This is a genomic window from Aeromonas sp. 6P, assembly GCF_051919525.1.
GTDB lineage: Bacteria > Pseudomonadota > Gammaproteobacteria > Enterobacterales > Aeromonadaceae > Aeromonas > Aeromonas veronii.
Map to the genome: position 1 here is coordinate 3,099,911 of NZ_JBQBEO010000002.1, position 25,740 is coordinate 3,125,650.

Consider the following 25,740-nt stretch of genomic DNA (forward strand, 5'->3'; position numbering starts at 1 on the left):
AGCCAAGGGGATCACAACTTGCAACCGGCCATCACCCAAGGGAGGCCGCTCGGAGTACTATTCAGGCAACACGACTCACGCCCGCACTCAGGTATCGAGGCTTAACATGAAATGGATTTTCAACCCCGCCATCCGGCTGGGCAATCAGCTCTCCTTCAAATATAAATTCCTGCTCTGGTCCTGCCTGATGCTGCTGCCACTGGCCTACAGCATGGCCAATCTGCTGGGGCGGCTGCAGGATGACAACGCGCAGGCCAACCGCGAGCTGGCGGGAGTGGCCAATCTCGCCCCCGTGCCCGCTATCGAGCAAGCCCTGCTCACCCATCGCAATCTGGTGACCCGTCACGCCCATGAGGTGGATCCGGTCGGTGATGATCAGGTCAAGGCAGCCGCACAAGCAGTTGATCAGAGCCTGCAAGCCTTTGCCGACACCCGCCAGAACAACCCCTCCTTTGAGGTGATCCAGCAGGGCTGGGCCGCCCTGCAGAGTGAAGCGGGCAAGCTGGAAGTGGAGCAGAGCAACTTGCGCCACGACAAGCTGCTGACCGAGGTGCGCCACCTCTACAAGCACATTACCGCCAGTAGCAGCCTGATCCAGGATCCGTCGCTCGGTACCTACTACATGGTAATCCTCGCCAGCGAGCGGTTGCCGCAGCTGCGCGACTTGCTGGCCCAGGTGCGGGATCGCGCCGCCACCATCGCCGATTTCGGCCTGTTTCAGGCAGAGGGCTACAGCGGCCTGCGTTTTCGTCTCGACCTTATCAGCGCCACCATGCAGGAGCTGGAGGCCGATCTGACCCTGCTCTACCAGATTGAACCGGCCTACCGCGCCGAGCTGGGTCAGCAGACCGATGCTCTGATACAGCTGGTGCGTCAGGGGGTCGAGACCATGGAAAACAAGATGATGAAGGATCAGCTGGTGCAACTCTCCACCAAGGAGGTACAGGCGCTGGGGGATAAGATGGACGAGGCTATCACCGCGCTGGCAGGCCAGGTACGCCAGCGGCTGGAGGCCGATCTGCATCAGCGGCTGGCCGCCAACCAGCGCCACTTCTGGTGGGTCACCGCGCCGCTGACCGTCAGCTTGCTGCTCTACCTCTACCTGATGATCGGCGCCTATCTCTCCCTGCGCGAAACCGTGGGGCGGGTGCGTGATATTGCCGCCCGGGTCAACGCCCAGGATCTTAGCCAGCATATCGAGATCGTCGGTCAGGACGAGCTGGCCGCCATCAGCCGGGATTACAACGTGACCCTGGAGACCCTGCGCACCCTGATGCTGCAAGTGCGTGAAAATGGCGTCACCGTGGTGGAGAGCGCCACCGAGATCGAAGCGCGCACCTGCCGCTCACAGGAGGTCATTGCCGATCAGCAAGGGGAGACCCATCAGGTCGCCACCGCCATCAAGGAGCTGGCCGCCACTTCACAAGACATGGCGGGCAACGCCCTGCAAGCCGCCCGCATGACCCAGGAGGCGCAGAACGTGGTCGGTCAGGGCGAGGATGTGGTGGAGCGCACCATCAAGGCCATCGACCATATCAACCGCGAAGTGCTGCGCACCGCCGAGAGCATTGGTCAACTGGAACAGCAGTGCAGCCAGATTGGCGGCGTCATCAGCGTGATCCGTGGCATCGCCGAACAGACCAACCTGCTGGCCCTCAACGCTGCCATCGAAGCGGCCCGGGCCGGTGAGCAGGGTCGCGGCTTTGCGGTGGTGGCCGACGAGGTGCGATCTCTTGCCAACCGCACCCAGGGGGCTACCGTCGAGATCCAGCAGATGATTGAACAGCTGCAATCCGGCGCCCGCGCCTCGGTCACCGCCATGTCGGCGGCCAGTCATGAAGCACAGGAGGGGGTCGGGTTGGCGCAGGAGGCAAAACAGGCTTTCGGCGCCATCACCGAGAAGGTGGATCGAATGGTCGATACCAACGCCATCATCGCCAGCGCTATCGAGCAGCAGGGCGCCGTGGTCAACGAGATCGAACGCAACGTGGTGCGCATCTCGGATGGCAGCGACGAGGCGCTGCAAGTGGCCAACGCCGCCCGCGATGCAGCCCGCCAGATCCACCAGCTCACCGAACAGCTGCGCGCCATGGTACAGAGCTTCGTGCTCTGAGCCAGCCACCGCCCCCCACTCCATCGCCAGCCCCTACCGGGGCTGGTTTTTTGCAAATTCAGACGATCAGGCAGCATTGTTTTTCTTGGCGAAAAAAGTATCGACTACCCATTGTGCGATGAGGATAAAGCGGAGTAATCTTCAGCCACAATAAGATTCGAACGTTACCTTTTTGCCAGCCACAGGCCCGGGGATCAGTTCGACGCCCGAGAGGCAGTTCGACAAGAGTTCGGCGAGAGGAAGCTCGCATCACGACACAACCGTTCAGGCGAGGTATCGCAAATGGCGAAGTACCAATTTTTCTCTATCCCGGCCTCCAACCGGCAGCAGTACACTTTTATCGACATGGCCTCCCCCACCCTCCTGCCCGAGAAAGCGGCGCTGCTGACGCAGGGGTTCGAGGTGGAAGAGGATTTTATCGACGCAGCTAACCCGCGCGAGGCGGTGGAGAAGTATCGCTCCAACTTCCTCTATGTGGCCGATGAGATAGGCAAGTCCGATAGCAGCTACGCTGCGGCCGTAGCCATGCTGGAGCTAGGCAAGGGGCTATTAGGCAATAAAACCCGTCGAGATTAGGTACAACGGTAAAGAGTCGTGGCCATCGTGGCAACGTGCCCGATGGCCATATGGCAAGACATCAATTCGGTGAGTCAGAAGCGCCCCAGCTGCTGGAGCATCTCGATTAGCTCCTCTTCGCTGCTCGGCTCATAGGCCAGCTGAAGGCTCGGCGCGGCGCCTCCCATCAGCATGTAGACATTGGTGCTGCAGTGGTCGTAGTGATACCACTTACCGTCGATACAGACGTCGGTATAGCATCTCGGGTCCCTTTTCAGTTCCATATGCACATCCTTTTGTTACATCCCATCAACATCACTCCTGACCGTAAAATAACCACCGAGGTTCAAGCTTGATGCAGATCAATGGAAGCGGCTGAAAGGGATAGATATCTGCCAGATCTGTGGCTTGCGGATGCCCCGAGCCATCATAGGTTATCCAAATGAAGATGGACCGAGCACACCGTCATATCGCCGGATGGCCCCCGGTAACAAAAACGGCGCCCGCAGGCGCCGTTTTTGATTTTCCCTCAAAAGCGAGGGGCAAACAGAAAGCTTATTCGTCTTCCAGATAGGCGTAGCCTTGCAGGCCCAGCTCCAGCTCGTCGAGCAGGGCTTTGCGAGTGGCATCGTCCAGCGCCGGGTGAGCGGCGATCCGCTGGTAGTTTTCGCGGATCACGGACGGGTCGATGTTGACGTAACGCAGCAGCTGGTCGACAGTGTCGCCACGCACCACGTTGCGAATGTCCATCTTGCCCTCTTCGTCCAGCCACACTTCCGCGCAGTGGGTATCACCGAACAGGTTGTGCAGATCCCCCAGGATCTCCTGGTAGGCACCGACCAGGAAGAAGCCGACGTGGCACTCTTCGTTCTCGCCGTAGACCGGCATCGGCAGGGTGCTCTCGACCCCCAGACCGTCGACATAGTGCTCGACCTGACCGTCGGAGTCACAGGTGATATCCATCAGGATACCGCGACGGCTAAGCGGACGATCGAGGCCAGCCAGCGGCATCACCGGGAATACCTGACCGATACCCCAGGCATCCGGCAGGGACTGGAACAGGGAGAAGTTGGCAAAGCACTTGTCCGCCAGCTTTTCACTCAGCTCGTCAGCCAGCGCACGGTGGTTGCGGTTGACCGGGTTGAGCATCTCTTTGAGCGCCAGACAGGTGTTCTGGTGCAGCATCTCGGCCCAGGCACGCTGTTCAAGGTTCAAGAGGCCCATGGTGTACTGGGTATTCACGTCACCCAGATCTGCCACCGAGTCATGGAAGATCTCCAGCAGGGAGGGATCTTCGCTGCGCAGATCCAGCCAGCCTTTCCACATGTTCTGCAGAATGGTCGGTGCATCTTCGTCCGGCGCGCTGATGTCGTTCATCTCCACCCCTTCCGCACCAATGATATTGGTAACCAGCACGGCGTGGTGAGCGGTCAGGGCACGGCCAGACTCGCTGATGATGGTCGGGTGCGGCAGGTCGAACTCGCGGCAGACATCGCCGATGCCCCATACCACGTTGTTGGCGTACTCGGAGAGGCTGTAGTTGGCGGAGCAGTGGCTCTGGGAACGGGTTCCCTCGTAGTCCACACCCAGGCCGCCACCGACGTCCACGACTTCGATGTTGGCACCGAGGCGACGCAGTTCAGCGTAGAAACGGCCGCACTCGCGGATGCCACCCTGAATATCGCGGATATTGGCGATCTGGGAGCCCAGATGGAAGTGCAGCAGTTGCAGGCAATCCAGCTTGCCCAGCCCGCGCAGACGCTCGATCAGCGCCAGGATCTGGGAGGCGGAGAGACCAAATTTGGACATGGAGCCGCCGCTCGATTCCCACATGCCGGAGCCGGTGGAAGCGAGCTTGGCACGCACCCCGATGTTGGGCTTGATATTGAGACGAGCTGACTCGTCCAGCACCATCTCCAGTTCGGAGGGCTTCTCCACCACGATGTAGACCTTGTGGCCCATCAGGTTGCCCAAGAGGGCGTGGCGGATATATTCGCGGTCTTTGTAACCGTTGCAGACGATCACCGAGCCTTGCTCATGGTGATGGGACAGCACGGCCAGCAGTTCCGGTTTGGAACCAGCTTCCAGGCCAAGCCGGGGCTTGTCGCTGTAGGACTGGCTGATGGTCTCGATGACACGACGCTGCTGGTTTACCTTGATCGGGTAAACGCAGAGGTAGTCCCCTTCATAGCCAGACTTCTCGATGGCCTGACCAAAGGCGTTGAACAGCGCATCGACCCGACTCTTGAGAATGTCGGGGAAGCGTAGCAACACGGGGGTGGTCAGCCCGGACTGACGCAACTGTTCGATGGCGTCAGAGAGCACGATATGCGCGTCAGGGCGTGATTTGTCGGGGGCGACGGTCACATGACCGGCGTCATTGATATTGAAAAAACCCGCACCCCAGTAGGGAACGTTGTAGACCTTCAAGGAGTCCTTGCTGGACCAGTTAGTCATGGGCTATGCCTCGCAAATGAGCGACCCAAAGTCGCCTTCGTTACCCTCAATCACATCCAGACCATCTAGTGCAGAGTACGGCGAGCGCTGCCATCACGAGACGCAGCCACCCAAACCAACGCTTTGCACATCGCGGCAAGCCAGAGGCTGCCTGGTGGATCTTGGGGAAGTAACGAGTCTTGATGTGGGGCTGGTGGCTTTACATCAAGCTCAACGGTATGCGGTGCCACTATGCCGTAGCGCCGCGGTACTTTGATGACAGACGACATCAGCCACGCCGTCAGTTCATCATTCGGCAGCGATCCCGACAGAAGGAGAGGGTTCCAAGGAAGAGAAGCGAAGGCGCCAGCACGCATGCGTGTTGATAGACGACAACAACCACAGCCCACCTCACCGTCAGTGACCGCCCATGACAAGGGAAGATGATGAGCCGGTGGCCCACTCGGTCAAATGAAGGATGAGAGTCTGTTGTTCTCCCTGATACCGGAGCCTAACCGGTATTAAAGAAACCATTCCCCAGCAGTGTCTGTCGTTTCTGCGTGCCTCGCCCTATAGGCGTATGATCGGTCGGGTTTCTGGCGGCTCTGCCTGCTTCAGGGTTGCCCTTGGATCGGCGCGGAGTGTACACACTTACCGCGGGCAGTGACAATAAAAAATAGTGTTCAAAATCCCCTTTTAATAAGTCGATCAAATCTTGCTGGCGGGCAGGCAGGCTCTGGGATGGCGCAGGTTATGCGACAGCCCGGTTTCCCCTTGAAAAGTGTGCGAAAACGCCATGGTTGGGCTGACGCCTTGCTGTGCGGTGGCTGAGGGGAATTTGGCCGCCACCGCCAGCGCCTAAATATCGCAATAAATGCCACATTTATGCGATCTCCCTCCCGGACGTTGCCCCGCGCGCCGCACATTCGCCGCTCTTCCCTTGCGTCAAAAAATGGGAAAAACCTGCGCTGACGCAATGAGTACCCCGCACGGATTGGCCACAATGACCGCTCACAATCGGTTAGAGGCTGACTAATGGATACCCTGCTTGAGCGTTTTCTGCGTTACGTAACTTTTCATACCCGCTCCGATGAGACCAATCCAGCCTGCCCCAGCAGCGAAGGCCAACTGATCTTTGCCCGTGCCCTGCAAGAAGAGATGAAGGCGCTGGGGCTGAGCCAGGTCACCCTGGATGAACACGGCTACCTCACCGGCTGCCTGCCGGGCAACCAGCCGGACGCCCCCGCTATCGGCCTGATTGCCCACATGGACACCGCCGACTACGAGGCGGAGCACGTAGTACCGCAAATCATCGAAAACTATCAGGGCGGCGACATCTGCCTTGGCAAGGGTGACGAGGTGCTCGCCATCCGTGACTACCGCTTCCTGAAAAACTATCTGGGTCAGGACCTCATCACCACCGACGGCACCACCTTGCTTGGCGCCGACGACAAGGCGGGTATCGCCGAGATCCTCACTGCCATCGACCACCTGCAGGCCCACCCCGAGATCCCGCGCGGCGATATCTGGGTCGGCTTTACCCCGGATGAAGAGATTGGCCGTGGCGCCAACCTGTTCCCGCTGGAGAGATTCCCGGCCAGGTGGGCCTATACCGTGGATGGCGGCGAACTGGGCGAGCTGGAGTATGAAAACTTCAACGCCGCCAGCGCCACGGTGCGTTTTATCGGCAATAACGTCCACCCCGGCACCGCCAAGGGCAGCATGATCAACAGCCAGACCCTGGCCGCCCGCTTCCACGCCGCCATGCCTGCCGAGCAGACCCCGGAGTGCACCGAAGGGTATGAGGGCTTCTTCCATCTGGCCCAGATGAGCGGCACCGTGGAGGAGAGCACCCTGCACTACATCATCCGTGACTTCGACGACGAGCACTTCGCCGCACGCAAGGCCGAGATGCAGAGCCGGGTGGCCGCCCTACAGGCCGAATATCCGAAGGCCCGCATCGAGCTAACCCTGGCCGACAGCTATCGCAACATGCGCAGCCAGATTGAGCCGCACATGCATATCGTCGAGCTGGCCAAGGCCGCCATGGAAGCCGCCGACGTGGTGTCGAAAATCAAGCCCATTCGCGGCGGTACCGACGGCGCCCGCCTCTCCTTTATGGGCCTGCCCTGCCCCAACCTCTTCACCGGTGGCCACAACTTCCACGGCAAGCACGAGTTCATCCCGCTGCAATCCATGGAGAAATCGGTCGCCACCCTGGTGGAGCTGGTGCGCCTCACCGCAGCCTGGCGCGGTTAATCGATTACCATGACAACCAAGGGGGGAGCCGGTTAACCGGCTCCCCCCTTGCTATCTGGCCATCACCCATCAACAAAGGGAAACCGGGGAGGGTCGCTCAGGAGCTACTGACTGCCGCTGCCATCAAACTGTCATCCCGCTGACATGTCGCGGGAACAGTGCCACATCATGCTGGGAGCAACGGATCGCCGGAGCCCTCCAGATGTTCACTATCGATACCCTGCTGACCCAGCACTTCCCCCGCCTGCTTGGCTACCCTCTGCTTACCCCGTTGTTCAAGCGGCTGCTGGGCTGGCTGCTCAACGAACGTGCCTTTGCCGACTTTGCCGCCCGCTACCCGCACCTGCGCGGCCTCGACTTTGTCGAGCAGGCGCTGACCCAGCTCGATTTCGACTATCGGGTCAGCGAGGCGCAACTGGAGCATATTCCCGCCAGCGGCCGGGTCATTCTTGTTGCCAACCACCCCATCGGCTCGCTGGATGGACTGGCGCTGCTGCAACTGCTCGGTCGCATCCGCCCCGATGTGAAGATCGTCGCCAACCAGCTGCTGGCCCAGCTCGCGCCGCTGCGCCCTTTGCTATTGCCGGTGGACAATATGGAGGGCAAGACCGATCGACAGGCCATCCTCGCCATGAACGAACACCTCGCCCATGAAGGGGCACTGGTGATCTTCCCCGCAGGCGAAGTATCTCGGTTTGGCCTCAAGGGGGTAAAAGATGGCCCCTGGCAGGCAGGCTTTATCAAACTGGCCCAGCGCACCCGCACCCCGCTGGTGCCCATCCATCTGGGAGGGCGCAACAGCCTCTGGTTCTATCTCGCCTCCTGGCTCAACAAGCCCGCCTCCGCCCTGTTGCTGGTACGCCAGCTGTTTCGCCAGCAGGGGCAGACCCTGCCGGTGACCATAGGAGCGCGCATTCCGCTCGGCAGTTTTCAGGAGCTGCCCGCCAAGACGGCGGCGCGGCTGGTGCGCAACCACCTCTACCGGATTGGCCGTGGCAAGGCAGGGCGCCTGCAGACCGAGGCCCCCATCGCCCTGCCGGAGGATCGCCGCCAGCTCAAACAGGCCATCGAAAGCTGCGAGCAGCTCGGCACCACCCCGGATGGTCAGGGGATCTACCTCTACCGCCGCCACGAACTGAGCCACTCGGTGATCCTGCGCGAGCTGGGGCGACTGCGGGAGATCGCCTTTCGCGCAGTGGGGGAAGGCTCCGGCAAGCGGCGGGATCTCGATGGCTTTGACAACGACTATCACCACCTGATCCTCTGGGATCCGGCCCGACTCGATATTATCGGCGCCTACCGGTTCGCCCCGGTGGCGGAGCTGCTGGCCAGCAAGGGGAAGGATGGCCTCTACAGCCACACCCTGTTCGGCTTTGAGGATAAGCTGCTGCCCCGGCTGGAGCAGGCCATCGAGCTTGGCCGCAGCTTTATCCAGCCCGTCTACTGGGGCAAGCGGGGGCTCGATTATCTCTGGTTCGGCATCGGTGCCTATCTGGCCCGCTATCCCCGCTACCGCTACCTGTTTGGCCCGGTGTCGCTCTCCGGCAGCCTGCCGCCGGCGGCCAAGGATCTGCTGGTGAGCTTCTACCGCCAGCACTTTGCCCCCGAGCTGGCGCTGGCCCCCTCCCGCCGTCCCTACCCCGAGACGCAACCTCTGTTCGAGGGGTTGGATTACGGCGCCGATCTCAAAACACTCAAGGCTCGTCTCGACAATCTGGGCTGCGCCATCCCCACGCTCTACAAGCAGTACTCCGAGCTGTGCGAGCCGGGCGGGGTGCAGTTTATGGATTTTGGCATCGACCCCGACTTCAACCACTGCATCGACGGGCTGGTGTGGGTCGATGTGAGCCGCATCAAGTCCCACAAGCGGGCCCGCTATATCGGCAGTAATCTGGCCGAGCCGCGCTTATAACCCTGCTGGAGCCAGGCAAACAGCCAAAGGCAAAAAAGGAGAGAGAGGCCATCGCCTCCCTCTCCTTTCGATCTAATGCTCAGCACCTTTTCGAGGCGCTCGGCCCATCTGGCGTTACTCGGCCGTCTTGCGATCCGAGTGGCCGAGATCCCGCTCAGGGGCGATGACGTCACGCACCCGCTGCTTGATCTCCTTGGCCTCGGGGAAGCCGTCATCGACCACCCGATCCCACACCTGCACCCCGTTCACCAGAATGCGGAACTCCCCCTTGCTGGCCGGCACCAGCGCCACCTCCCCCAGATCGCTGTCGAAGGTGGATAGCAGCTCCTGCGCCAGCCAGGCGGCGCGCAGCATCCAGCGACAGAGGGTGCAGTAGCGGATTTCGATGCGGGGTTTGCTGATCAGGGTTTCAGACTCGGTCATGAGTGACTCCATAAAAAAGCGATAATGGCGGGAAGTGGCGTACTGCCGCCCAATGGCCAATCCCGGTTTGGTCAAATCAGTGCTGATCAACCCCATGAAAATCGGCCAGCCAATGGCGGGCAATGGTACGCATCGCCGATTCTGGCAGCTCGAACAGGCCGGGAGCAAGAGGGCATGCCGCCAGCATCCGGATCCCTTCCATAATCTCCGCCAGCACCAGATAGACATATTCGCCAATCACGGCGCCATGGACGAAGTTGACCGCCTCGCCCCGGTTGAGCAGGTAGATCTGGGTGCCATCCGGCCGGTTGAGGGCCAGCACATGGGGGCACACCTCTTCGCTCGGCCACGGCAACTGGGCCAGCGAGAAGGCAAACTCGTCGTCGGCCGAGGTGACCGAGGCGACCATGGTGCCGTGGCGCAGCGCCTGCAGATCCGCCAAGTCCAGGGAGCCGTTGCCGGTAGAGCAGATCACCAGCTCGGCGCGGCTCAAGGCTTCAGCCTTGGTGATCAAGCGAAAACCGTGAGAGAGCGCTTCGACCTGTCGCAGCACATCGGTCTCCACCAGCCCTAGATGGAGGTTGCGACAGCGCAGGTCGCGGGCGATGCTGCGCCCCACCTTGCCATAGCCAAACAGCACGGCTTCGCAGACGTTGAAGGTACGGTTGAGGTTGCGGGCCAGCGACTCCGCGGAGTAGACCACGCTCAAACCAATCTGGATATCCTCGGCCTGCTTGAGGGGGCTGCGCGCCACCGACACCACAGGGGTCGCCAGCACCTCCTGCTCATAGCGTTGATGGCCGTTCTCGGTCATCTCCACCACCCCGAGGAAACGGGGGCCGAAGTATTCACTCAAGATCACCTGGGTTTTGGCAAAGTAACCGCCAATATCGAGGATCAGCAACCGCTCGTGAGGGGCCACCAGCGGCGCAATCTGCTGGATGAGACTGCCGGGATCATTGGTCCAGCGCCGGTTGAGGGGCAGCACCGGATAGTGCTGGGATACCCACTCCAGGGTCGGGCCGTGTACCGATTTCGGTTTGGGTAAAATGGCACCAATCCGCCCAATCCGGGAAAGCGCTTCGATAAAACGGGGGCGATCGGGAAGCAGATGAGTGACCAGCAGAATACAGAGACCATCGATACGTCCCTGTCCGGTGAAATGGCGAAAAAACAGATGCTCAGATCCTTGACTGCGCAACTGTGGCCTCCTTATGTGCCGCAAAGCAGGCAAACAGAACCCGGCGCGGCCGGGTTCTGTGTGTGTCCAAATAAAATGAAAAACCTTTTTATCTGAAACACATAGGTGGCTCAATCATTATCTGCCAAGAGTATGAGCGGGTATGCAAAAATGACTGTAATTGCCTGTTTTTCATGCAAAAATCAGTACAAAGAAGCAGCAGGCCACACCCACCACAGGCTGAGCCCGGTTCCCGCGGCAGCGAGCAGGATCAGTCCCACCCAACGCACTGGCAACGGTTTGTCACGCAATGCCCACTCCAGCAGCGGCAGCAACCAGACCGGCAGCAACACCACCAGCGGCACCTCCACATATTGCCAGGCGAGCATCTGGACGAAGGCGAGGGCCAGCGCCAGACCGGCGGGTGCTACCTTGATGCCAACAAAGGTGGCAAGCAGGGCGCGAAAACCGGCGAAAGCGGCCAGCGCACCGGCCAGCTGGGCAATCAGCAGACTGCCATCGATGCCGATCACCAGCGCCAGCCAGATAAAACCGAGGGCAAACCCGAGCCCCTCGCGGCTATCACAGCGCAAGGTGCTCCAGCCAAACCAGAGGATGGCGGGCAGCAGCGCCAGCCAGATCCCGGGTTCGCTCGCCAGTACCGAGGCCAATCCCTGCCACCACACCAGCGCACTGAACACCGCAAAGAGCAGCAGCGAACCGCGCTGATAGTTCACCTGAGCCGCAATGGCGGGCACCAGCAGGGTCAGCGGCAGCCACTGCCACGCCTTGGCCGGAATACCATAGAGACCGCCGAGCAAGGAGCCCACCAGCCAGAGCGCCAGGGCGCCCCACAGATAACCCAGTCGCGGCCAGCGCCACGATAGCAAAGCGGCTCCCAGAGGAGCCGCCAGGGTTTGCAGCAGAAGTTCCGCGCCCATTACTTGCGCACGCCTTCGACAAACAGGTTGATGTTCATCTCGTCCGGGATGCCGGGCAGCATGTAGCTCACGCCAAAGTCACTGCGCTTGATGGTGGTGGAGGCGTTGAAGCCGCTGCGGTAGCCGCCCCAGGGATCCTTGCCCTCACCGATCTTGACCAGATCGAAGGCCACTTCCTTGGATACGCCGTGCAGAGTCAGGGTCCCTTTCAGCACGCCTTTATCCTTGGTGCCCTCGTAAGCGGAGCTGACGAAGGTCATCTTGGGATACTGCTTCACGTCGAGGAAGTCAGGACTGCGCAGGTGTTTGTCGCGGGCTTCGTGGTTAGAATCGACGCTGGCGGCATCCACTTCAAAGCTCGCCTTGGCCGCCGCCGGGTTGGCGTCATCCATGCTGAAGGTGCCGCTGAAGGTGTTGAAGCGACCCACCAGCTCGGAGAAGCCCAGGTGACCCACCTTGAACTGCACCGTGGTGTGCGCCGCATCCACATCGTAATCCGCCGCCATCAGAGGGGTAGCCATAAACAGGCAGGAGGCCAGCAGAGCCTTGGTCATTTTCATCCGTTCGTTCCTTCATCTTGGGGTTCACATCAGTGGTTAAAATGCTAACCTCGTTCTGAAGATGAATAATCAGTGATTTATTAAATTCATTATTTACTGAGGATGGAAAATGGACCAGATCGCCGCCATGCGCACCTTTATCAAGGTGGTGGAGTGCCAGAGCTTTACCAAGGCCGCCAACCAGCTCGGCATCTCGGTCGCCATGGCCTCCAAACTGATGCAGCAGCTGGAGGAGTCCCTCGCCACCCGGCTGCTGTCGCGCACCACCCGTCAGGTCAATCCCACCGAAGCGGGCCAATTCTACTACCAGCGCTCCCTCGCCCTGCTGGCAGAGCTGGAAGAGACCCACAGCCAGCTGACCCACCACAACCAGCAGCCGAACGGCACCCTCAAGCTCTCGGTGCCGATGGATTTTGGCTATCTGCACCTCTCCCCCGCCCTGCCGCTGTTTCGCCAGCGCTTTCCCGATCTCAAGCTCGATATCGAGTACAGTGACCGACGGGTAGCGCTGGTGGAAGAGGGATTCGATCTGGCGCTGCGGATCGGCCACCTCAGCGACTCCTCGCTGGTGGCGCGCCAACTGGCCACCATTCGGGTCGAGCTTTGCGCCAGCCCCGCCTATCTGGCACGCAAGGGCAGACCGGAAAAACCCGAGGATCTCAAGCAGCACGACTGTCTGATCTACACCCTGACCCAGCCGGAGTGGCACTTCAAACGGGGAAACGAGCAGCAGAGCATCCGGCCACAGGGGCCGCTGCGGGCCAACAACGGGGTGGCGCTGACCCGCGCCGCTTGTGATGATCAGGGCATCATATTGCAACCCACCTTTATCGTGGGGGAGGCGCTGCGGGCAGGGCAACTGGTCAGCCTGCTGCCAGAGTGGGACAAGGGAGAGGTGGGACTTTATGCGGTCTATCCGCACCGCCGCTTCGTCTCGGCCAAGGTGCGCTGCTTTATCGAGTTCGTGCAGGAGCGCTATCTCGCCCCGCAACAGTGGGATAAGCCGTGATGATTGCCAGAGCAGAGGATACGGCCTGACTGTCCGGCCTGCTGGTCCGGCTTGAAGCCTAACGCTGGTCGAGTGCGGTGGTGGATGCGGCAACAGGGGTGAGCTTGGCTAGCAGACGCTCCTGCTCGGGGTGCAACTGCCAGCGTGGCAGTCGGGTGCGGACAACCGACAACTGCGGCTCACTCAGGGCATAGGGGAGCGCCACTTCAATCTCGGGGCAGTCAAACATGGCGGCCAGCTGCAGGATCAGAATGAGGTTTGCCTCGTCGGTCTTGTGCTTGTTGACCCGTTTGCGGATCTCGTGGCGCAGCTGGGTTTCGGGGTCCTGGGTCATCGCCTGCCAGCCGAAACCGAACAGCGGCACCAGCGCGCTGACAATCCCCAGCGCCGTCATCGGCTGCTTGGGGGGATGATAGAGTTCGTTGAGATCCAGCAGAACAGGATTCTGACGAACCTCACCCTCACCAAATAAAATCGTTTTCGTCATTGGATTACCCGTTATATTCCACTAGACTGCGCCGCATATTTTACCCCGATATGCCAACGAGGTGCTGATGCTAAGCGATATCGAGATCTCCCGCCAGTCCCCCCGTCTCTCCATTCACGCGCTGGCCGAACGCCTCGCCATCCCCCAGCACCTGCTCAGCCCTCATGGCCACTGCAAAGGCAAACTCAGCCTCGACCTGCTCAAGTCTCAGCCCACACAGAGCGGCAAGCTGGTACTGGTGAGCGCCATCACCCCTACCCCGCTCGGTGAAGGGAAAACGGTGACCACCCTTGGCCTTTCCATGGGGCTCAACCATATCGGCCAGCCCAGCATCGCAACCATCCGCCAACCGAGCCTCGGGCCGGTATTCGGGGTCAAGGGGGGGGCAGCCGGTGGCGGCCACGCCCAGGTGGTGCCGATGGAGGAGATGAACCTCCACCTCACCGGCGATTTTCACGCCCTAACGGCGGCCCACAATCTGGCGGCAGCTGCCCTCGATGCCCGCCTGTTCCACGAACAGAAACTGGGTGCCAAGTTCACCGCCAAAACCGGCCTGCCGCGGCTCGATATCGATGCCGATAACATCCTCTGGCCGCGCACCCTCGACATGAATGACCGCGCCCTGCGCCACCTCACGATTGGACAGGGGGGCGCTGCCGATAGTGTGGAGCGCAGCGATCGCTTCGTCATCACCGCCGCCTCCGAACTGATGGCCATTCTGGCGCTGGCAAGCGATCTCAAGGATCTGCGCGATCGCATCGGCCGCATCCAGCTGGCCCGCGACATTCACGGCAAGCCCGTCACCGCCGAACAGCTGGAAGTAGCGGGCGCCATGACGGTGCTGCTCAAAGATGCGCTGCAACCGACCCTGATGCAGACCACCGAACAGACACCGGTGCTGGTACACGCCGGCCCCTTTGCCAACATCGCCCACGGCAACTCCTCGGTGATCGCCGATCGCATCGCCCTTGGCCTGACCGACTATGTGGTGACCGAGGCAGGTTTTGGCTCCGACATGGGGCTGGAGAAATTCTTCAACATCAAGAGCCGCCAATCCGGTATTACCCCCGCCTGCGTGGTGCTGGTGGCCACGGTGCGCGGTCTCAAGGCCAACAGCGGCCTGCTCGATATCCGCCCGGGCCAGCCGCTGCCAGCCAGCTTGCAAGGGGAAGATCTGCCGACCCTCAAGCAGGGCTGCGCCAACCTCGCTTGGCATATCAGGAACGCCCGCCGCTACGGGGTGCCGGTGGTGGTCGCCATCAACCGCTTCCCCACCGACAGCGAGGCCGAACTGGCGCTGCTGGCCCATGAAGCGCAGCAAGCCGGCGCCTGTGGCGCAGCCATCTCCAACGCCTTCACCCAGGGTGGTGCCGGTGCCAGCGAGCTGGCCCGCGCCGTGGTCACCGCCTGCGAGCAACCCGGTAAGGTGAAACTGCTCTACCCCGACGAGGCGAGCCTCGACGCCAAACTGGCGACCCTGGTGGAGTGCGGCTACGGCGGCCGCGGAGTGCAGCTCTCCGACAGAGCGCGCCAGCAGCTGGCCCAGCTCTCCGCCGAAGGGTGGGATCACTTGCCCATCTGCGTGGCCAAGACGCCGCTCTCCATCAGCCATGACCCCGCCCTCAAGGGAGTACCGACCGATTTCGAGGTGCCCATCGACGAGGTGAAGCTCTGCGCCGGTGCAGGCTTCGTCTATGCGCTGGCGGGCCCCATCATGACCATGCCGGGGCTGGGCAGTCTGCCTGCCTATCGCCATATCGATATCGATGAGAACGGCGAGATAGTCGGCCTGAGCTGAGCCCTTCCACAACGCCAGAAACAACAAGGCCCCGCCAATTGGCGGGGCCTTCTGTTATCCATGCATCACCCCTTAGAGGGTGAAGCGCTGGGTCATATGGTGCAGGGTGTTGGCCAGCTTGCTCAGCTCGACGCAAGCCTGGGCGATCTGATGAGCGCCCTGGGCATTCTCGTCAGCGGCATTGTGAATGTTGACGATGCTGCGATTGAGCTCTTCGGTCACCGCGTTCTGCTCTTCGGTGGCGGTGGCGATCAGGGTGTTCATGTCAGTGATGCGCACCACGGCACCGTTGATGGTCTCGATACTGGTACCGGCATCCCGCGCCAGACCGACACTCTCCTGCATCTGGTGACGACTCAGCTGCATGGCGTTGCCCGCCTCGGCGGCGCGGCTCTGCAAGAGCTCGATCATCTTGCTGATCTCGGCGGTGGAGTCCTGGGTACGCTGGGCTAGGGAGCGCACTTCATCCGCAACGACCGCAAAACCACGACCCTGCTCACCGGCACGGGCCGCTTCGATGGCGGCGTTAAGGGCCAGCAGGTTGGTCTGACCGGCGATATCGCGGATCACATCCAGCACCACGCTGATGTTGGCGCTGTCGGCCTCCAGCTGCTGCACCACTGTGCCTGCCTGTTCAATCTTGACCGACACCTCTTCGATGCTGGCAATGGAGCTGCGTACCACTTCGCTGCCGGCAGCGGAGGTGCGGGAGGCATCCTTGGCGGCGCTCATGGCATCCGTGGTGTTGCGGGCCACTTCGTTGACGGTGGACTGCATCTCGTTCATGGCTGTCGCCACCTGGGAGACTTCGTTCTGCTGGATGGCCATGCCGCTGGCAGACTGGCTGGAGATGGCGCTCACCTCCTCCACTGCGCTGCTGAGTTGGCTCACGGAGCCGGCGATCTCGCTCACCAGATCGGAGAGGGAGCCCTGCATCCGGTTGATGGCGGAGCCCAGCTGACCCAGTTCATCACGGTTGAAGCGGCTGTCACGGATCCACTGCTGCAGTTCGCCCTGACCCAGATCGCCATTGGCAATACGCTGGGCCTGACGGGCCAGCATGATCAGCGGGTCGCGGATCTGGCGGGTCAGTACCACGGAGAGCACCACCACAAGAAGCAGACCGAGCACCAGTGCGATGGTGACGCTCAGGTTGGCGGATTGATAAGAGTCGACAATGTCGCTGCGGGATTCAGACGCATAACCATGGTTAATCTGGATAAGGGAGGCCACTGACTTGCTCAGCGCGGTGTAAAGGGGAACTCCCTCCTCAAGGAAGATGCGTTGGGCTTCGGCAAGCTGATCGCTGTCTTGCAGCTGTTTGACTCGCTGGTGCAGGGCGACGTAACGATCCCAGTCAGATTTCACCGTATCGAAGGTACGGCGCTCCGCCACATCCTCAGGCCAGATCGTCTTGTCATGGGCAATCAGCTGCTGCGCGATCGAGTTAAGCTGTTGACTGGCAATACTCCGATATTCAGCCCTTTTCAGCGGCTCGGCAGCCACCACGAAATAACCCAGCTCATAACGACGCAACTCACCGAGAGAATCCCCGATCGCGCTGGTGCGATTGACCGCTGGCAAGATGCTGTCGGTAAACCGGATGGCAACATCATTCATGTTGCCAAACTGGACAAGGGAAAAACCGCCGATAAAGGCGACCATCAAACCGAGCACGGCAAAGCCGGCGGTGAGTTTTTTGCCTATGGTCATGGAACTGGTATTCATGGGATATCCTGGTGGTCGTTAAATTCGTAGCACTCGTCCGGTTCACGCCCTCCTGGCATGAACTATCTGGCCACCTGTTCAGTGGCGCACCATCCAACCTTGATGAATATCTCTGAATTCCATGAGCGGCAGCGAGAGCCGTGAGGGGGCGCTAGAGTAACCGGATTGTGACGGTTCGGAAAGAGTCTGCCCGGTTACTTTTTGTAAGGTGAAAACGAGGGGTTTTTCGTGTTCGATTAAATATACCGCTCAGATGAATAAATCGGAAAAATGCATAACGTTTGCATAAGGCAAGCCACACGGGCCAAGCCGTTGCAGGCCGCCACTCTCATCCGGGACCAATGAAAAACGCCAGCAATGGCTGCTGGCGTCTCGTTTATTCAGCGTGGCGGTTACAAAACAACCGCCATCTTATCCGCGCAGGCCACCGAGAAACTCGGCCCGGGTATCGGGCTGGGTCTTGAACACCCCGCCGAGGGAGGTGGTGGTGGTATAGGAAGTGGAGTCCATCACGCCGCGTGCCTTGACGCAGTAGTGGGTCGCCTTGATGCTGATAGCCACATCCTTGGTACCGAGCAGGGTCTGCAGCGCCAGCAGGATCTGCTGGGTCAGCCGCTCCTGCACCTGGGGACGGCGGGCAAAGAACTGCACGATTCGGTTGATCTTCGACAGGCCAATTACCTTGCCACGAGGGATATAGGCCACATGGGCCATGCCGTCGATGGTGACGAAGTGGTGTTCGCAGGTGCTGGTGAGGCTGATGTCCCGCACCATGATCATCTCGTCCACCTGCATCTTGTTCTCGATCACCGTCACCTTGGGGAAGGTGGAATAGTCGAGGCCGGAGAAGATCTCGTTGACGTACATCTTGGCGATGCGATGCGGCGTCTCGGCCAGACTATCATCGGCCAGATCCAGCCCCAGGGTCTCCATGATGGAGCGCATATGGCCTTCGATCTTCTCCCGCTTCTCCTGGCTGTTCAGCTCGTTGGTGACCAGGGGGGTTTCCAGTCCCTGGGCTTCGAGGGCAGCCCTGACCAGCAAGGCTTCCGGACTTAAGGTTGTCATTATCTTCTCTCCCACGCTCAGGGACTGTGAGGGCCGCTCAAGGAGCAACCCCTTATGTTATGGCGGCGTACAGGGCCGACGGTATCGCTGTAATGGTCGCCACTCGGGATGTAACGGCCATCTGTTATGGCGGCATAGTAAACGGCCATTGCCGCCAAGATTCAAGTCAACTTGTGCGTCACCTCATACTTTATGGCCATCTACCCCCGTTTCTGCGCCGATTACCCCGAGAATCCTTGAGATAACCTGCCCATCCCCGGGGATTTTTGTGATAATCCCGCCTTCAATCATAGAAAGAGGTCATGACGATGGGATTTGATACCAGCGGACTACTCCCCTTAAGCGATGCCCTGCAAGGGATGCTGGAACAACTCGCCTGCTGCTGCGACAGCGAGCAGCAGCCCCTGCCAGAGGCCCTTGGCCGGGTTCTTGCCAGCGACATCGCCTCTCCCCTCGCCGTGCCCCCCTTCGACAACTCCGCCATGGACGGTTACGCCGTGCGCCTTTCGGATCTCACTGCTGGCACCCCGCTCATCATGGCGGGCAAAGCGTTTGCCGGTCAGCCCTATCAGGGCGAGTGGCCCGCCGGCCACTGCGTGCGGATCATGACCGGCGCCCCGGTTCCCGCAGGCACCGATGCGGTGGTGATGCAGGAAGAAACGCAGGCCGACGGCGATCGGATCACTTTTCTTACGCAACCCGAACCGGGCCAGAATATCCGCCGCACCGGCAGCGATATCGGCAAGGGCGCCTGCGTGCTGCCAGCCGGCACTCGCCTCACCCCAAGAGAGATGCCACTGCTAGCCTCCCTCGGCGTGGCTACCGTCGCGGTGCGCCGACCGCTGAAAGTGGCCATCTTCAGCACTGGCGATGAGCTCAAACCGGTCGGTACCCCGCTCGCCCACGGCGATATCTATGACTCCAACCGCTACGGCGTGCGGGCCATGCTGGCGCGCATGGGCTGCGACTGCCTCGACCTTGGCATCATCCCCGACGATCCGGCCCAGCTACGCGCTGCCTTTATCCGCGCCGACGAAGAGGCCGATGTACTCATCACCACCGGCGGCGTCTCGGTGGGGGAAGCGGATTTCACCAAACAACTGCTGGACGAGCTCGGCGAGATTGGCTTCTGGAAGCTTGCCATCAAGCCGGGCAAGCCGTTTGCGTTTGGCCGTCTGCCCCGCGCCTGGTTCTTCGGCCTGCCGGGCAACCCCGTCTCCGCCATGGTCACCTTCGATCAGCTGGTGCAACCGGCGCTGGCCAAGCTGGCGGGCCAGCACTTCGAGCGCCCGCTCCAGCTGCAAGCCATTGCGGCCGAGCCACTCAAAAAGAGCCCGGGCCGACTCGACTTCCAGCGCGGCATCCTGAGTCAGGGGCCAAACGGCCTCGAGGTGCGCAGCACCGGCTCGCAGGACTCCGCCGTGTTCAGCTCACTGTCGCGAGCCAACTGCTACATCGTTCTTGAACGGGAACGGGGCCGCGTTGCCGCGGGCGAGACGGTGACCGTGGAGCCATTCGGGGGGTTGCTGCTGTGAGCGAGATCCTGAGCGACGCCGAACTGCTGCGCTACAACCGCCAGATCATCCTCAAATCCTTCGACTTCGAGGGACAGGAGGCGCTCAAGCAGGCCCGTGTGCTGGTGATCGGCGCTGGTGGCCTTGGCTGCGCCGCCAGCCAGTATCTGGCGGTAGCCGGAGTTGGCCAGCTCACCCTGGTCGATTTCGACAAGGTGGAGCTCTCCAATCTGCAGCGTCAGGTGTTGCACAACGATGAGCGCATTGGCCACTACAAAGTAGACTCTGCCGCCCAGTCGCTGCGAACCCTCAATCCCTGGCTCAACGTCGAGACCCACGCTGCCGTGGCCGATGAGGCGCTGCTCGATACCCAGCTGCCCCGACATCAGCTGGTGCTCGATTGCACCGACAACCTGGCCATTCGCAACCTGCTCAACCAAAAGGCGCGCCAGCACAGGGTACTGCTGGTCAGTGGCGCCGCCATCCGGCTGGAGGGTCAGCTCTGTAGCTTCACTTGGCAGGAAGATGAACCCTGCTACGCCTGCCTCAGCGCCCTGTTTGGCGAGCAGGCCCTCACCTGCGTCGAAGCGGGCGTACTCGCTCCGGTAGTTGGTCTGGTGGGCAGCCTGCAGGCACTGGAAGCCATCAAGCTGCTGGCGGGCATGGGCAAAAGCTACAGCGGCCGCCTGCTGATGATCGATGGCCTGAGCGGCACCTTCCGCGAGATGAAGCTGCCCAAACGCCCCGACTGCCCCGTCTGTTCCCATCCTTGACGCAAACAGGGATTAAAAAAAAGCCGAACCCTGTGGTTCGGCGACCATCTGCGCCTAACAACCCCTTTCTCAATGGGTCGTGAGGATCCGTTGCAACAGGTGATTAAAGCCCGAGGGGTCTTCCGCAGGCCAGGCGTGGTGGCCGTTGGGGGTGTGGATGGTGGCGTTGGGCAGGGCGGCAAACTGCTCTACCCGTTTGGCCAGCGGCAGGTAGTCGTGACTGGTGGAGATGATGGCCACCGGCTGCCAGATGGCGCCGAGCCGGGCGCGTACCGACCAGCCGGGTAACGCCTCCAGCAGCGCCTTGTAGGTTTTCTTTTTATTGCGCACGAAACGCAGCCGGAAGGTGTGGCGCACCTGTGCCAGATCCGGGCCCGGGAAGAGCTCGCGTCCCAGCCACCAGGCGAGCGGGCGCATACCGAACCAGCGCAGCCATTTGAGGCGCTGGGCGTAACGCTCCTGCTCTTTGGGGCTCTCCAGCAGAAACTCGCTAAAACCGTTGACCAGCACCAGTCCCTGCACCTTGTGGGGCAGTTGCAGTGCCAGCTCCAGCGCGACCATGGCCCCCAGCGACAATCCCACCACCCAGGCGGGTTCTGGCTGTGCATCGAGCCAGTTCACCACATCGGCTGCCAGGGTCGCCACATCGAACGGCCCCTCCTGCATGCTCTGGCCGTGGCCGCGCAAGTCCAGCGCTACCACCCGGTAGTGTTCGGAAAACCGTTCGATCTGCGCCTGCCAGTCGAGGCTCGAGGAGCCCAGCCCATGCAGCAGCAACAGCAAGGGGCCCTCTCCCGCACTGCGCAGGGCAAGACCATTGAATTTCATCACCTGATTGCGGCGCATCAGTGTATTGCCTCTCGATTCATCACCTGAACCATCTCTTGTTGTTATGTCACCGTGGTTATCCTGCCACGGCACGGCGCCCAATCAGCCTTCGCTGACCAGACTCACCGCCTTGATATAAGCGTAGATCTGCTGCTCCGGCGACAGCGCCAGCCGCCTGGCGGAGCGGCTGGTGATCCGGGCCAGCAGTATCTGCTCACCCAGCGCCAACTGCAACAGGGTCTGGCCGGGGCGCACCTCGCGCACCGCCAGCAGACGGGTGACGAGACAGTTGGAGAGACTGGAGTGCTCGATGGGTGCCGTGGCAATCACCACATCCCGCCCCGCCACCTTGATCTGCAAGGGGCCGCTCTCGTCCGGCACCTGGGTCATGGTGACCCGCAGTCGCTGCTCACCGAGTTGCAGGGTCGCCATCTGCTCGTCGTCATCATAGTGGGCCAAGGTGGCATTCAGCATCACCCCGGCATCGTCACGGCTGGCGAGCGAGAGATCGGTTCGGGCGAAGATCTCGCTCGGCCGACCTTGCGCCTCGACCCTGCCACTTTCCAGCAACACCAGCTGATCGCAGAGCAGGCTCACCTCCTCCATGGCGTGGCTGACGAAGATCATCGGGATACCGCTCTCCTGCTGCAAGCCCTTGAGCACATGGGCCTGATGGATGCGGCTGCGCCGATCGAGCGCCGAGAAAGGCTCATCGAGCAGTAGCAGATCGGGTTCGGCCAGCAGCGCCCGCCCCAGCGCAACCCGCTGGCGTTGACCGCCAGAGAGGGCATGGGCAGGTTGCCCCAGCAGATCGGCAAAGCCGAGCCGCGCCGCCAGCGCTTCGGGTTGCCAACGCCCCCGTCCCTTGCGGGACGCCAGTTGCAGATTGCCGAGCACCGTCAGATGGGGGAAGAGGCGCGAGTCCTGAAACACCAGCCCGATCCGGCGCGCTTCAGGCAGCAGCGCGGCGCACTCCCGATCGCGCCACCGCAAGCGATCCCCGTTTTGGCGATCGAGCCCGGCGATGATGCGCAGCAGTGTACTCTTGCCGCAGCCCGAGGGGCCGAACAGGCCGAGGATCCCCCCCAGTTCGAGGGTCAGTGCGCAATCGAGGGTAAAGGAGCCAAACTCGCGCCGGGCATGGAGGTTCAGGGCATGGCGGTGCGGCTCGTTCACTGGCGGCATAGTGGCGGGCTGGTTCATCCAAACACTCTCCGCTGTCTGCGCTGCAGCACCCCGTAGACCAGCACCAGCATCACCAGCGAGAAGGCCATCAGGCCACCCGCCAGAATATGGGCGTTCTGGTAATCCATCGCCTCCACATGATCAAACAGGGCAATCGAGAGCACCTGGGTCTCGCCCGGAATATTGCCGCCAATCATCAGCACCACGCCAAACTCCCCCAGGGTGTGGGCAAAGCCCAGCGCTGCCGCCATCACAAAGCTGGGCAGAGTCATCGGCAAGATGATGTGGAAGAAGCGTTCCAGCGGGCCGAGCCCCAAGGTAGCGGCAGCCTCCAGCTCCTTGTTACCCATGTTGACGAAGGCAGAGGTGAGCGGCTGCACCACAAACGGCAGTGAATAGAGAATGGAGGCGAACAGCAGGCCGAGAAAGCTGAAGGCAAGCGGGGCACCAAAAGTGTCGCGCCACCAGGCGCCGAAACCATATTCGGGGGAGAAGGCGAGCAGCAGATAAAAACCCAGCACTGTGGGAGGGAGCACCAGCGGCAGCGCCACCAGCGCCTCCACCAGCGGCCGCAGCCGGTTCTGACTGCGCGACAGCCACCATGCCAGCGGCGGCGCCAGCAACAGCAAAATCGCTGTGGTGCAGGCCGCGAGCTTCAGGGTGAGCCAGACCGCCAGCAGATCCCCTTCACTCATTGCCGACCTCCCGGTTGATAAATGCCCCCAACGGCATGGTATCCATCCTTATTGCAAAGAGTGGCCGACCCGAAGGCCGACCACTCAGGGTATCGCATCAGGCCCATCCCCTTATTGGGGCAAGGCATAACCAGCTGCCTTGATCTGCGCCTGACCCGCCCCCTTGAGCCAGGCGACCAGCGCCTCGACCGCGGCGCCTTTCTTCAATACCAGCCCCTGCTGCTCGATGGGGGGATAGAAGCTCGCAGGCACTGCCCAGGCTTCACCAGTCTTGCCCGCTTCCACCAGATTAGCCCAGGCGACAAAGCCCAGTTCGGCATTGCCGGTGTCGACAAATTGCCAGGTCTGGCCGATGTTGGCACCGGTCAGCAGCCGGTACTGCTTGGGATCGATCTTGAGATGGGTGAGGGTCGCCATGGCGGCAGCACCATAGGGGGCGGTACGGGCATTGGCGATGGCAAGGTTGCCTTTCCAGCTACGCAGGGTCGCCTCGTCAGGGGCCGGCCCCCCCTTCTTCCACAGCCCCAGCTGGCCGATGGCGTAGGTGAAGCGATCGCTTCCCTTGCCCTCTTTTTCCAGCTTCTCGGGGGTCGCCGCATCGGCGGAGAGGAAGAGATCGAACGGTGCGCCGTGACTGATCTGGGTGTAGAGCACCCCGGTGGCGGCAGACGAGATGGCCAGGGTGTGGCCGGTCTTGGCGGTAAACTCCTTGCCGATACGCTCTATGGTGCCCTTGAAGTTGGCAGCCACGGCCACTTTCACTTCATCGGCCTGCACGGCACCGGTATGCAAGGTGGCGGCGCAGACACCGGCGATGACAACAGATAATAGCGGTTTCATTCCCTTTCTCCTGATGGGGCCCGCACATCCGCGCCCCTTGACGGGGCCGTGGTTCCCGTTGAACCTGCGCCCCTCGTGATGAACAGGTCAGGCTTGCCAGCGGGCAGCGGCGGCGTTGTCGCTCTCCTTGGCCTCGACCCAGCGTTGCACACCCTCGGCGGTCAGCTCTTTTTTCCAGAACGGTGCCCGGGTTTTCAAGAAATCCATGATGAAGTGACAGGCATCAAAGGCAGCGTCGCGGTGGGCACTGCTCACCGCCACCAGCACGATTTGATCGCCAAGCCACAGCTCGCCGATACGATGAATGAGGGTACACTCCTGCAGCGGCCAGCGGCGGCGGGCCTCCTGCACGATATCGGCCAGCGCCTTCTCGGTCATACCGGGGTAGTACTCGAGGGCCAGCCCCTTCACCTCCTCCCCCTGATTGAAGTCGCGCACCTTGCCAACAAAAGTGACAATGGCGCCACTATCGGGGCGGGTGGCGAGGCGGGCATATTCGTCCGCCAGCGAGAAGTCGGCCCGCTGCACCAGAATGCGGTCTGTAATGGCTACGTCGTTCATGGCTCAGCCTCCGGTCGTTACTGGAGAGAAAGTGAAGAAGGCCACTTCGTCACCACCGCACAGCTCAATGGTGCGATCCACGGTCATTATCTCGCTCATCCTTAACCTCCGGTCACCGGTGGGAAGAAGGCCACCTCATCGCCATCATTGATGGGGGTATCGAGGGACACCAGGGTCTGATTGACCGCGACCAAGAGCTTGCCAGCTTCCAGCGCCAGCGCCCACTTGTCGCCGCGTTCACTGAGCGCCGCGCGCAGTTGTTCGGCAGTGGCGTAGTCGCACGGCAGGCTCAGCTCATCGCAGGCCACCAGCTCTCTTACTTGCGCAAAAAAAAGTACCTTGATCATGCTTGTTCCCCGCTATTTGACCCCAACTGAAAATGGCCGGACTTGCCGCCCTTTTTCTCTACCAGCCGCACCTGTTCGATCACCATGTCCTTTTGCACCGCCTTGCACATGTCGTAGATGGTCAACGCCGCTACCGACGCGGCGGTCAGCGCCTCCATCTCTACCCCGGTCTTGCCGGAGAGCTTGCAGAGGGTGCGGATATGCACCCGATTCTGCTCGGCCAGCGGCACTATCTCCACCTCGACTTTGGTCAAGGCCAGCGGATGACAGAGGGGGATAAGATCAGAGGTCTTCTTGGCGGCCATGATGCCGGCGATGCGGGCGGTGGCGAACACGTCACCCTTGTGATGCTGGCCGCTCAGGATCAGCGCCAGCGTCTCGGGGGCCATGGCAACAAACGCCTCGGCACGGGCTTCGCGCTCGGTCACCTGCTTGTCGGTCACATCCACCATATGGGCTTCGCCGCTCTGATTCAGATGCGTCAGGTTGGGCTGGGTCTGCTTGGTATCTGTCTGGTTCATCGTTTGC

At 61.4% G+C, this 25,740-nt stretch carries 24 protein-coding genes; 8 read left to right on the top strand and 16 right to left on the bottom strand.

What is annotated here, in order from left to right:
* Positions 1 to 106: 106 nt before the first annotated feature.
* Together ACTG2J_RS14270 and ACTG2J_RS14275 are read left to right on the top strand one after the other, a co-directional pair.
* The gene (locus ACTG2J_RS14270) at positions 107 to 2,113 is read left to right on the top strand and encodes a methyl-accepting chemotaxis protein (RefSeq protein ID WP_439989509.1); all 2,007 of its coding nucleotides are present in this window, start codon (positions 107 to 109) and stop codon (positions 2,111 to 2,113) included.
* 282 nt (positions 2,114 to 2,395) lie between these two features.
* Positions 2,396 to 2,689 (top strand): hypothetical protein, encoded by a 294-nt coding sequence (locus ACTG2J_RS14275; protein WP_162628361.1) that lies wholly within the window; start codon positions 2,396 to 2,398, stop codon positions 2,687 to 2,689.
* Between the two features lie 74 nt (positions 2,690 to 2,763).
* Here ACTG2J_RS14275 and ACTG2J_RS14280 read toward each other — a convergent pair whose 3' ends face one another.
* Positions 2,764 to 2,952 carry a hypothetical protein gene (locus ACTG2J_RS14280; RefSeq protein WP_005334402.1) on the bottom strand — a complete coding sequence of 63 codons (189 nt, stop codon included), beginning with the start codon at positions 2,950 to 2,952 and terminating at the stop codon, positions 2,764 to 2,766.
* A gap of 271 nt (positions 2,953 to 3,223) precedes the next feature.
* Positions 3,224 to 5,125 carry a biosynthetic arginine decarboxylase gene (gene speA, locus ACTG2J_RS14285; protein WP_005344160.1) on the bottom strand — a complete coding sequence of 634 codons (1,902 nt, stop codon included), beginning with the start codon at positions 5,123 to 5,125 and terminating at the stop codon, positions 3,224 to 3,226.
* A 1,014-nt stretch (positions 5,126 to 6,139) separates the two neighbouring features.
* On the opposite strand from speA, the gene pepT reads away from it, so the two are divergent.
* Positions 6,140 to 7,363 carry a peptidase T gene (gene pepT / locus ACTG2J_RS14290; RefSeq protein ID WP_113739146.1) on the top strand — a complete coding sequence of 408 codons (1,224 nt, stop codon included), beginning with the start codon at positions 6,140 to 6,142 and terminating at the stop codon, positions 7,361 to 7,363.
* A gap of 202 nt (positions 7,364 to 7,565) precedes the next feature.
* Positions 7,566 to 9,275 carry a lysophospholipid acyltransferase family protein gene (locus ACTG2J_RS14295; protein ID WP_201989063.1) on the top strand — a complete coding sequence of 570 codons (1,710 nt, stop codon included), beginning with the start codon at positions 7,566 to 7,568 and terminating at the stop codon, positions 9,273 to 9,275.
* A gap of 114 nt (positions 9,276 to 9,389) precedes the next feature.
* Here ACTG2J_RS14295 and ACTG2J_RS14300 read toward each other — a convergent pair whose 3' ends face one another.
* From ACTG2J_RS14300 to ACTG2J_RS14315, 4 genes are all read right to left on the bottom strand, one after another.
* Positions 9,390 to 9,698 (bottom strand): SelT/SelW/SelH family protein, encoded by a 309-nt coding sequence (locus ACTG2J_RS14300; protein WP_139410592.1) that lies wholly within the window; start codon positions 9,696 to 9,698, stop codon positions 9,390 to 9,392.
* 76 nt (positions 9,699 to 9,774) lie between these two features.
* A complete protein-coding gene (locus ACTG2J_RS14305) occupies positions 9,775 to 10,899 on the bottom strand; it encodes an adenosylhomocysteinase (protein ID WP_439997622.1) in 1,125 nt (374 codons plus the stop codon).
* A 182-nt stretch (positions 10,900 to 11,081) separates the two neighbouring features.
* Positions 11,082 to 11,819 (bottom strand): hypothetical protein, encoded by a 738-nt coding sequence (locus ACTG2J_RS14310; RefSeq protein ID WP_201989059.1) that lies wholly within the window; start codon positions 11,817 to 11,819, stop codon positions 11,082 to 11,084.
* Complete coding sequence (locus ACTG2J_RS14315; RefSeq protein ID WP_005334411.1) at positions 11,819 to 12,379, bottom strand: YceI family protein; 561 nt, start codon at positions 12,377 to 12,379, stop codon at positions 11,819 to 11,821. Before ACTG2J_RS14315 ends, ACTG2J_RS14310 begins: the two co-directional genes overlap by 1 nt.
* Positions 12,380 to 12,488: 109 nt before the next feature.
* Between ACTG2J_RS14315 and ACTG2J_RS14320 the strand changes: the two genes are divergently transcribed.
* Positions 12,489 to 13,388 (top strand): LysR family transcriptional regulator, encoded by a 900-nt coding sequence (locus ACTG2J_RS14320; RefSeq protein WP_201989058.1) that lies wholly within the window; start codon positions 12,489 to 12,491, stop codon positions 13,386 to 13,388.
* Between the two features lie 58 nt (positions 13,389 to 13,446).
* Here the strand turns inward: ACTG2J_RS14320 and ACTG2J_RS14325 are convergent, their stop codons facing one another.
* A complete protein-coding gene (locus ACTG2J_RS14325; protein ID WP_201989057.1) occupies positions 13,447 to 13,875 on the bottom strand; it encodes a hypothetical protein in 429 nt (142 codons plus the stop codon).
* Positions 13,876 to 13,942: 67 nt separating this feature from the next.
* On the opposite strand from ACTG2J_RS14325, the gene ACTG2J_RS14330 reads away from it, so the two are divergent.
* On the top strand, positions 13,943 to 15,673 hold the full coding sequence (locus ACTG2J_RS14330) for a formate--tetrahydrofolate ligase (RefSeq protein ID WP_201989056.1): 1,731 nt from the start codon (positions 13,943 to 13,945) through the stop codon (positions 15,671 to 15,673).
* A 72-nt stretch (positions 15,674 to 15,745) separates the two neighbouring features.
* On the opposite strand, the gene ACTG2J_RS14335 is transcribed toward ACTG2J_RS14330, so the two are convergent.
* A complete protein-coding gene (locus ACTG2J_RS14335) occupies positions 15,746 to 17,401 on the bottom strand; it encodes a methyl-accepting chemotaxis protein (RefSeq protein WP_113739141.1) in 1,656 nt (551 codons plus the stop codon).
* A gap of 411 nt (positions 17,402 to 17,812) precedes the next feature.
* Positions 17,813 to 18,469, bottom strand: a complete 657-nt coding sequence (folE, locus tag ACTG2J_RS14340) for a GTP cyclohydrolase I FolE (RefSeq protein WP_113739140.1) — start codon at positions 18,467 to 18,469, stop codon at positions 17,813 to 17,815.
* 308 nt (positions 18,470 to 18,777) lie between these two features.
* Here folE and moeA point away from each other — a divergent pair, with 308 nt between their 5' ends.
* Complete coding sequence (moeA, locus tag ACTG2J_RS14345) at positions 18,778 to 20,004, top strand: molybdopterin molybdotransferase MoeA (RefSeq protein ID WP_113739139.1); 1,227 nt, start codon at positions 18,778 to 18,780, stop codon at positions 20,002 to 20,004.
* A complete protein-coding gene (gene moeB / locus ACTG2J_RS14350) occupies positions 20,001 to 20,756 on the top strand; it encodes a molybdopterin-synthase adenylyltransferase MoeB (protein ID WP_113739138.1) in 756 nt (251 codons plus the stop codon). The genes moeA and moeB overlap by 4 nt, the downstream gene beginning before the upstream one ends.
* Positions 20,757 to 20,825: 69 nt before the next feature.
* Here the strand turns inward: moeB and ACTG2J_RS14355 are convergent, their stop codons facing one another.
* The 7 genes from ACTG2J_RS14355 to moaC form a co-directional block, all read right to left on the bottom strand.
* The gene (locus ACTG2J_RS14355) at positions 20,826 to 21,602 is read right to left on the bottom strand and encodes an alpha/beta fold hydrolase (protein WP_162517520.1); all 777 of its coding nucleotides are present in this window, start codon (positions 21,600 to 21,602) and stop codon (positions 20,826 to 20,828) included.
* Between the two features lie 84 nt (positions 21,603 to 21,686).
* Entirely contained in the window at positions 21,687 to 22,787 is a 1,101-nt protein-coding gene (gene modC / locus ACTG2J_RS14360; protein ID WP_162628360.1) for a molybdenum ABC transporter ATP-binding protein, read from the bottom strand.
* Positions 22,784 to 23,464, bottom strand: coding sequence for a molybdate ABC transporter permease subunit (gene modB, locus ACTG2J_RS14365; protein ID WP_005361814.1), 681 nt, complete (start codon positions 23,462 to 23,464; stop codon positions 22,784 to 22,786). Before modB ends, modC begins: the two co-directional genes overlap by 4 nt.
* Positions 23,465 to 23,575: 111 nt before the next feature.
* Complete coding sequence (modA, locus tag ACTG2J_RS14370; RefSeq protein ID WP_113739137.1) at positions 23,576 to 24,304, bottom strand: molybdate ABC transporter substrate-binding protein; 729 nt, start codon at positions 24,302 to 24,304, stop codon at positions 23,576 to 23,578.
* Between the two features lie 87 nt (positions 24,305 to 24,391).
* Complete coding sequence (gene moaE / locus ACTG2J_RS14375) at positions 24,392 to 24,865, bottom strand: molybdopterin synthase catalytic subunit MoaE (RefSeq protein ID WP_113739136.1); 474 nt, start codon at positions 24,863 to 24,865, stop codon at positions 24,392 to 24,394.
* A 101-nt stretch (positions 24,866 to 24,966) separates the two neighbouring features.
* Positions 24,967 to 25,212, bottom strand: coding sequence for a molybdopterin synthase sulfur carrier subunit (gene moaD / locus ACTG2J_RS14380; protein WP_113739135.1), 246 nt, complete (start codon positions 25,210 to 25,212; stop codon positions 24,967 to 24,969).
* Complete coding sequence (moaC, locus tag ACTG2J_RS14385) at positions 25,209 to 25,733, bottom strand: cyclic pyranopterin monophosphate synthase MoaC (RefSeq protein ID WP_005334445.1); 525 nt, start codon at positions 25,731 to 25,733, stop codon at positions 25,209 to 25,211. Before moaC ends, moaD begins: the two co-directional genes overlap by 4 nt.
* Between the last annotated feature and the right edge of the window lie 7 nt (positions 25,734 to 25,740).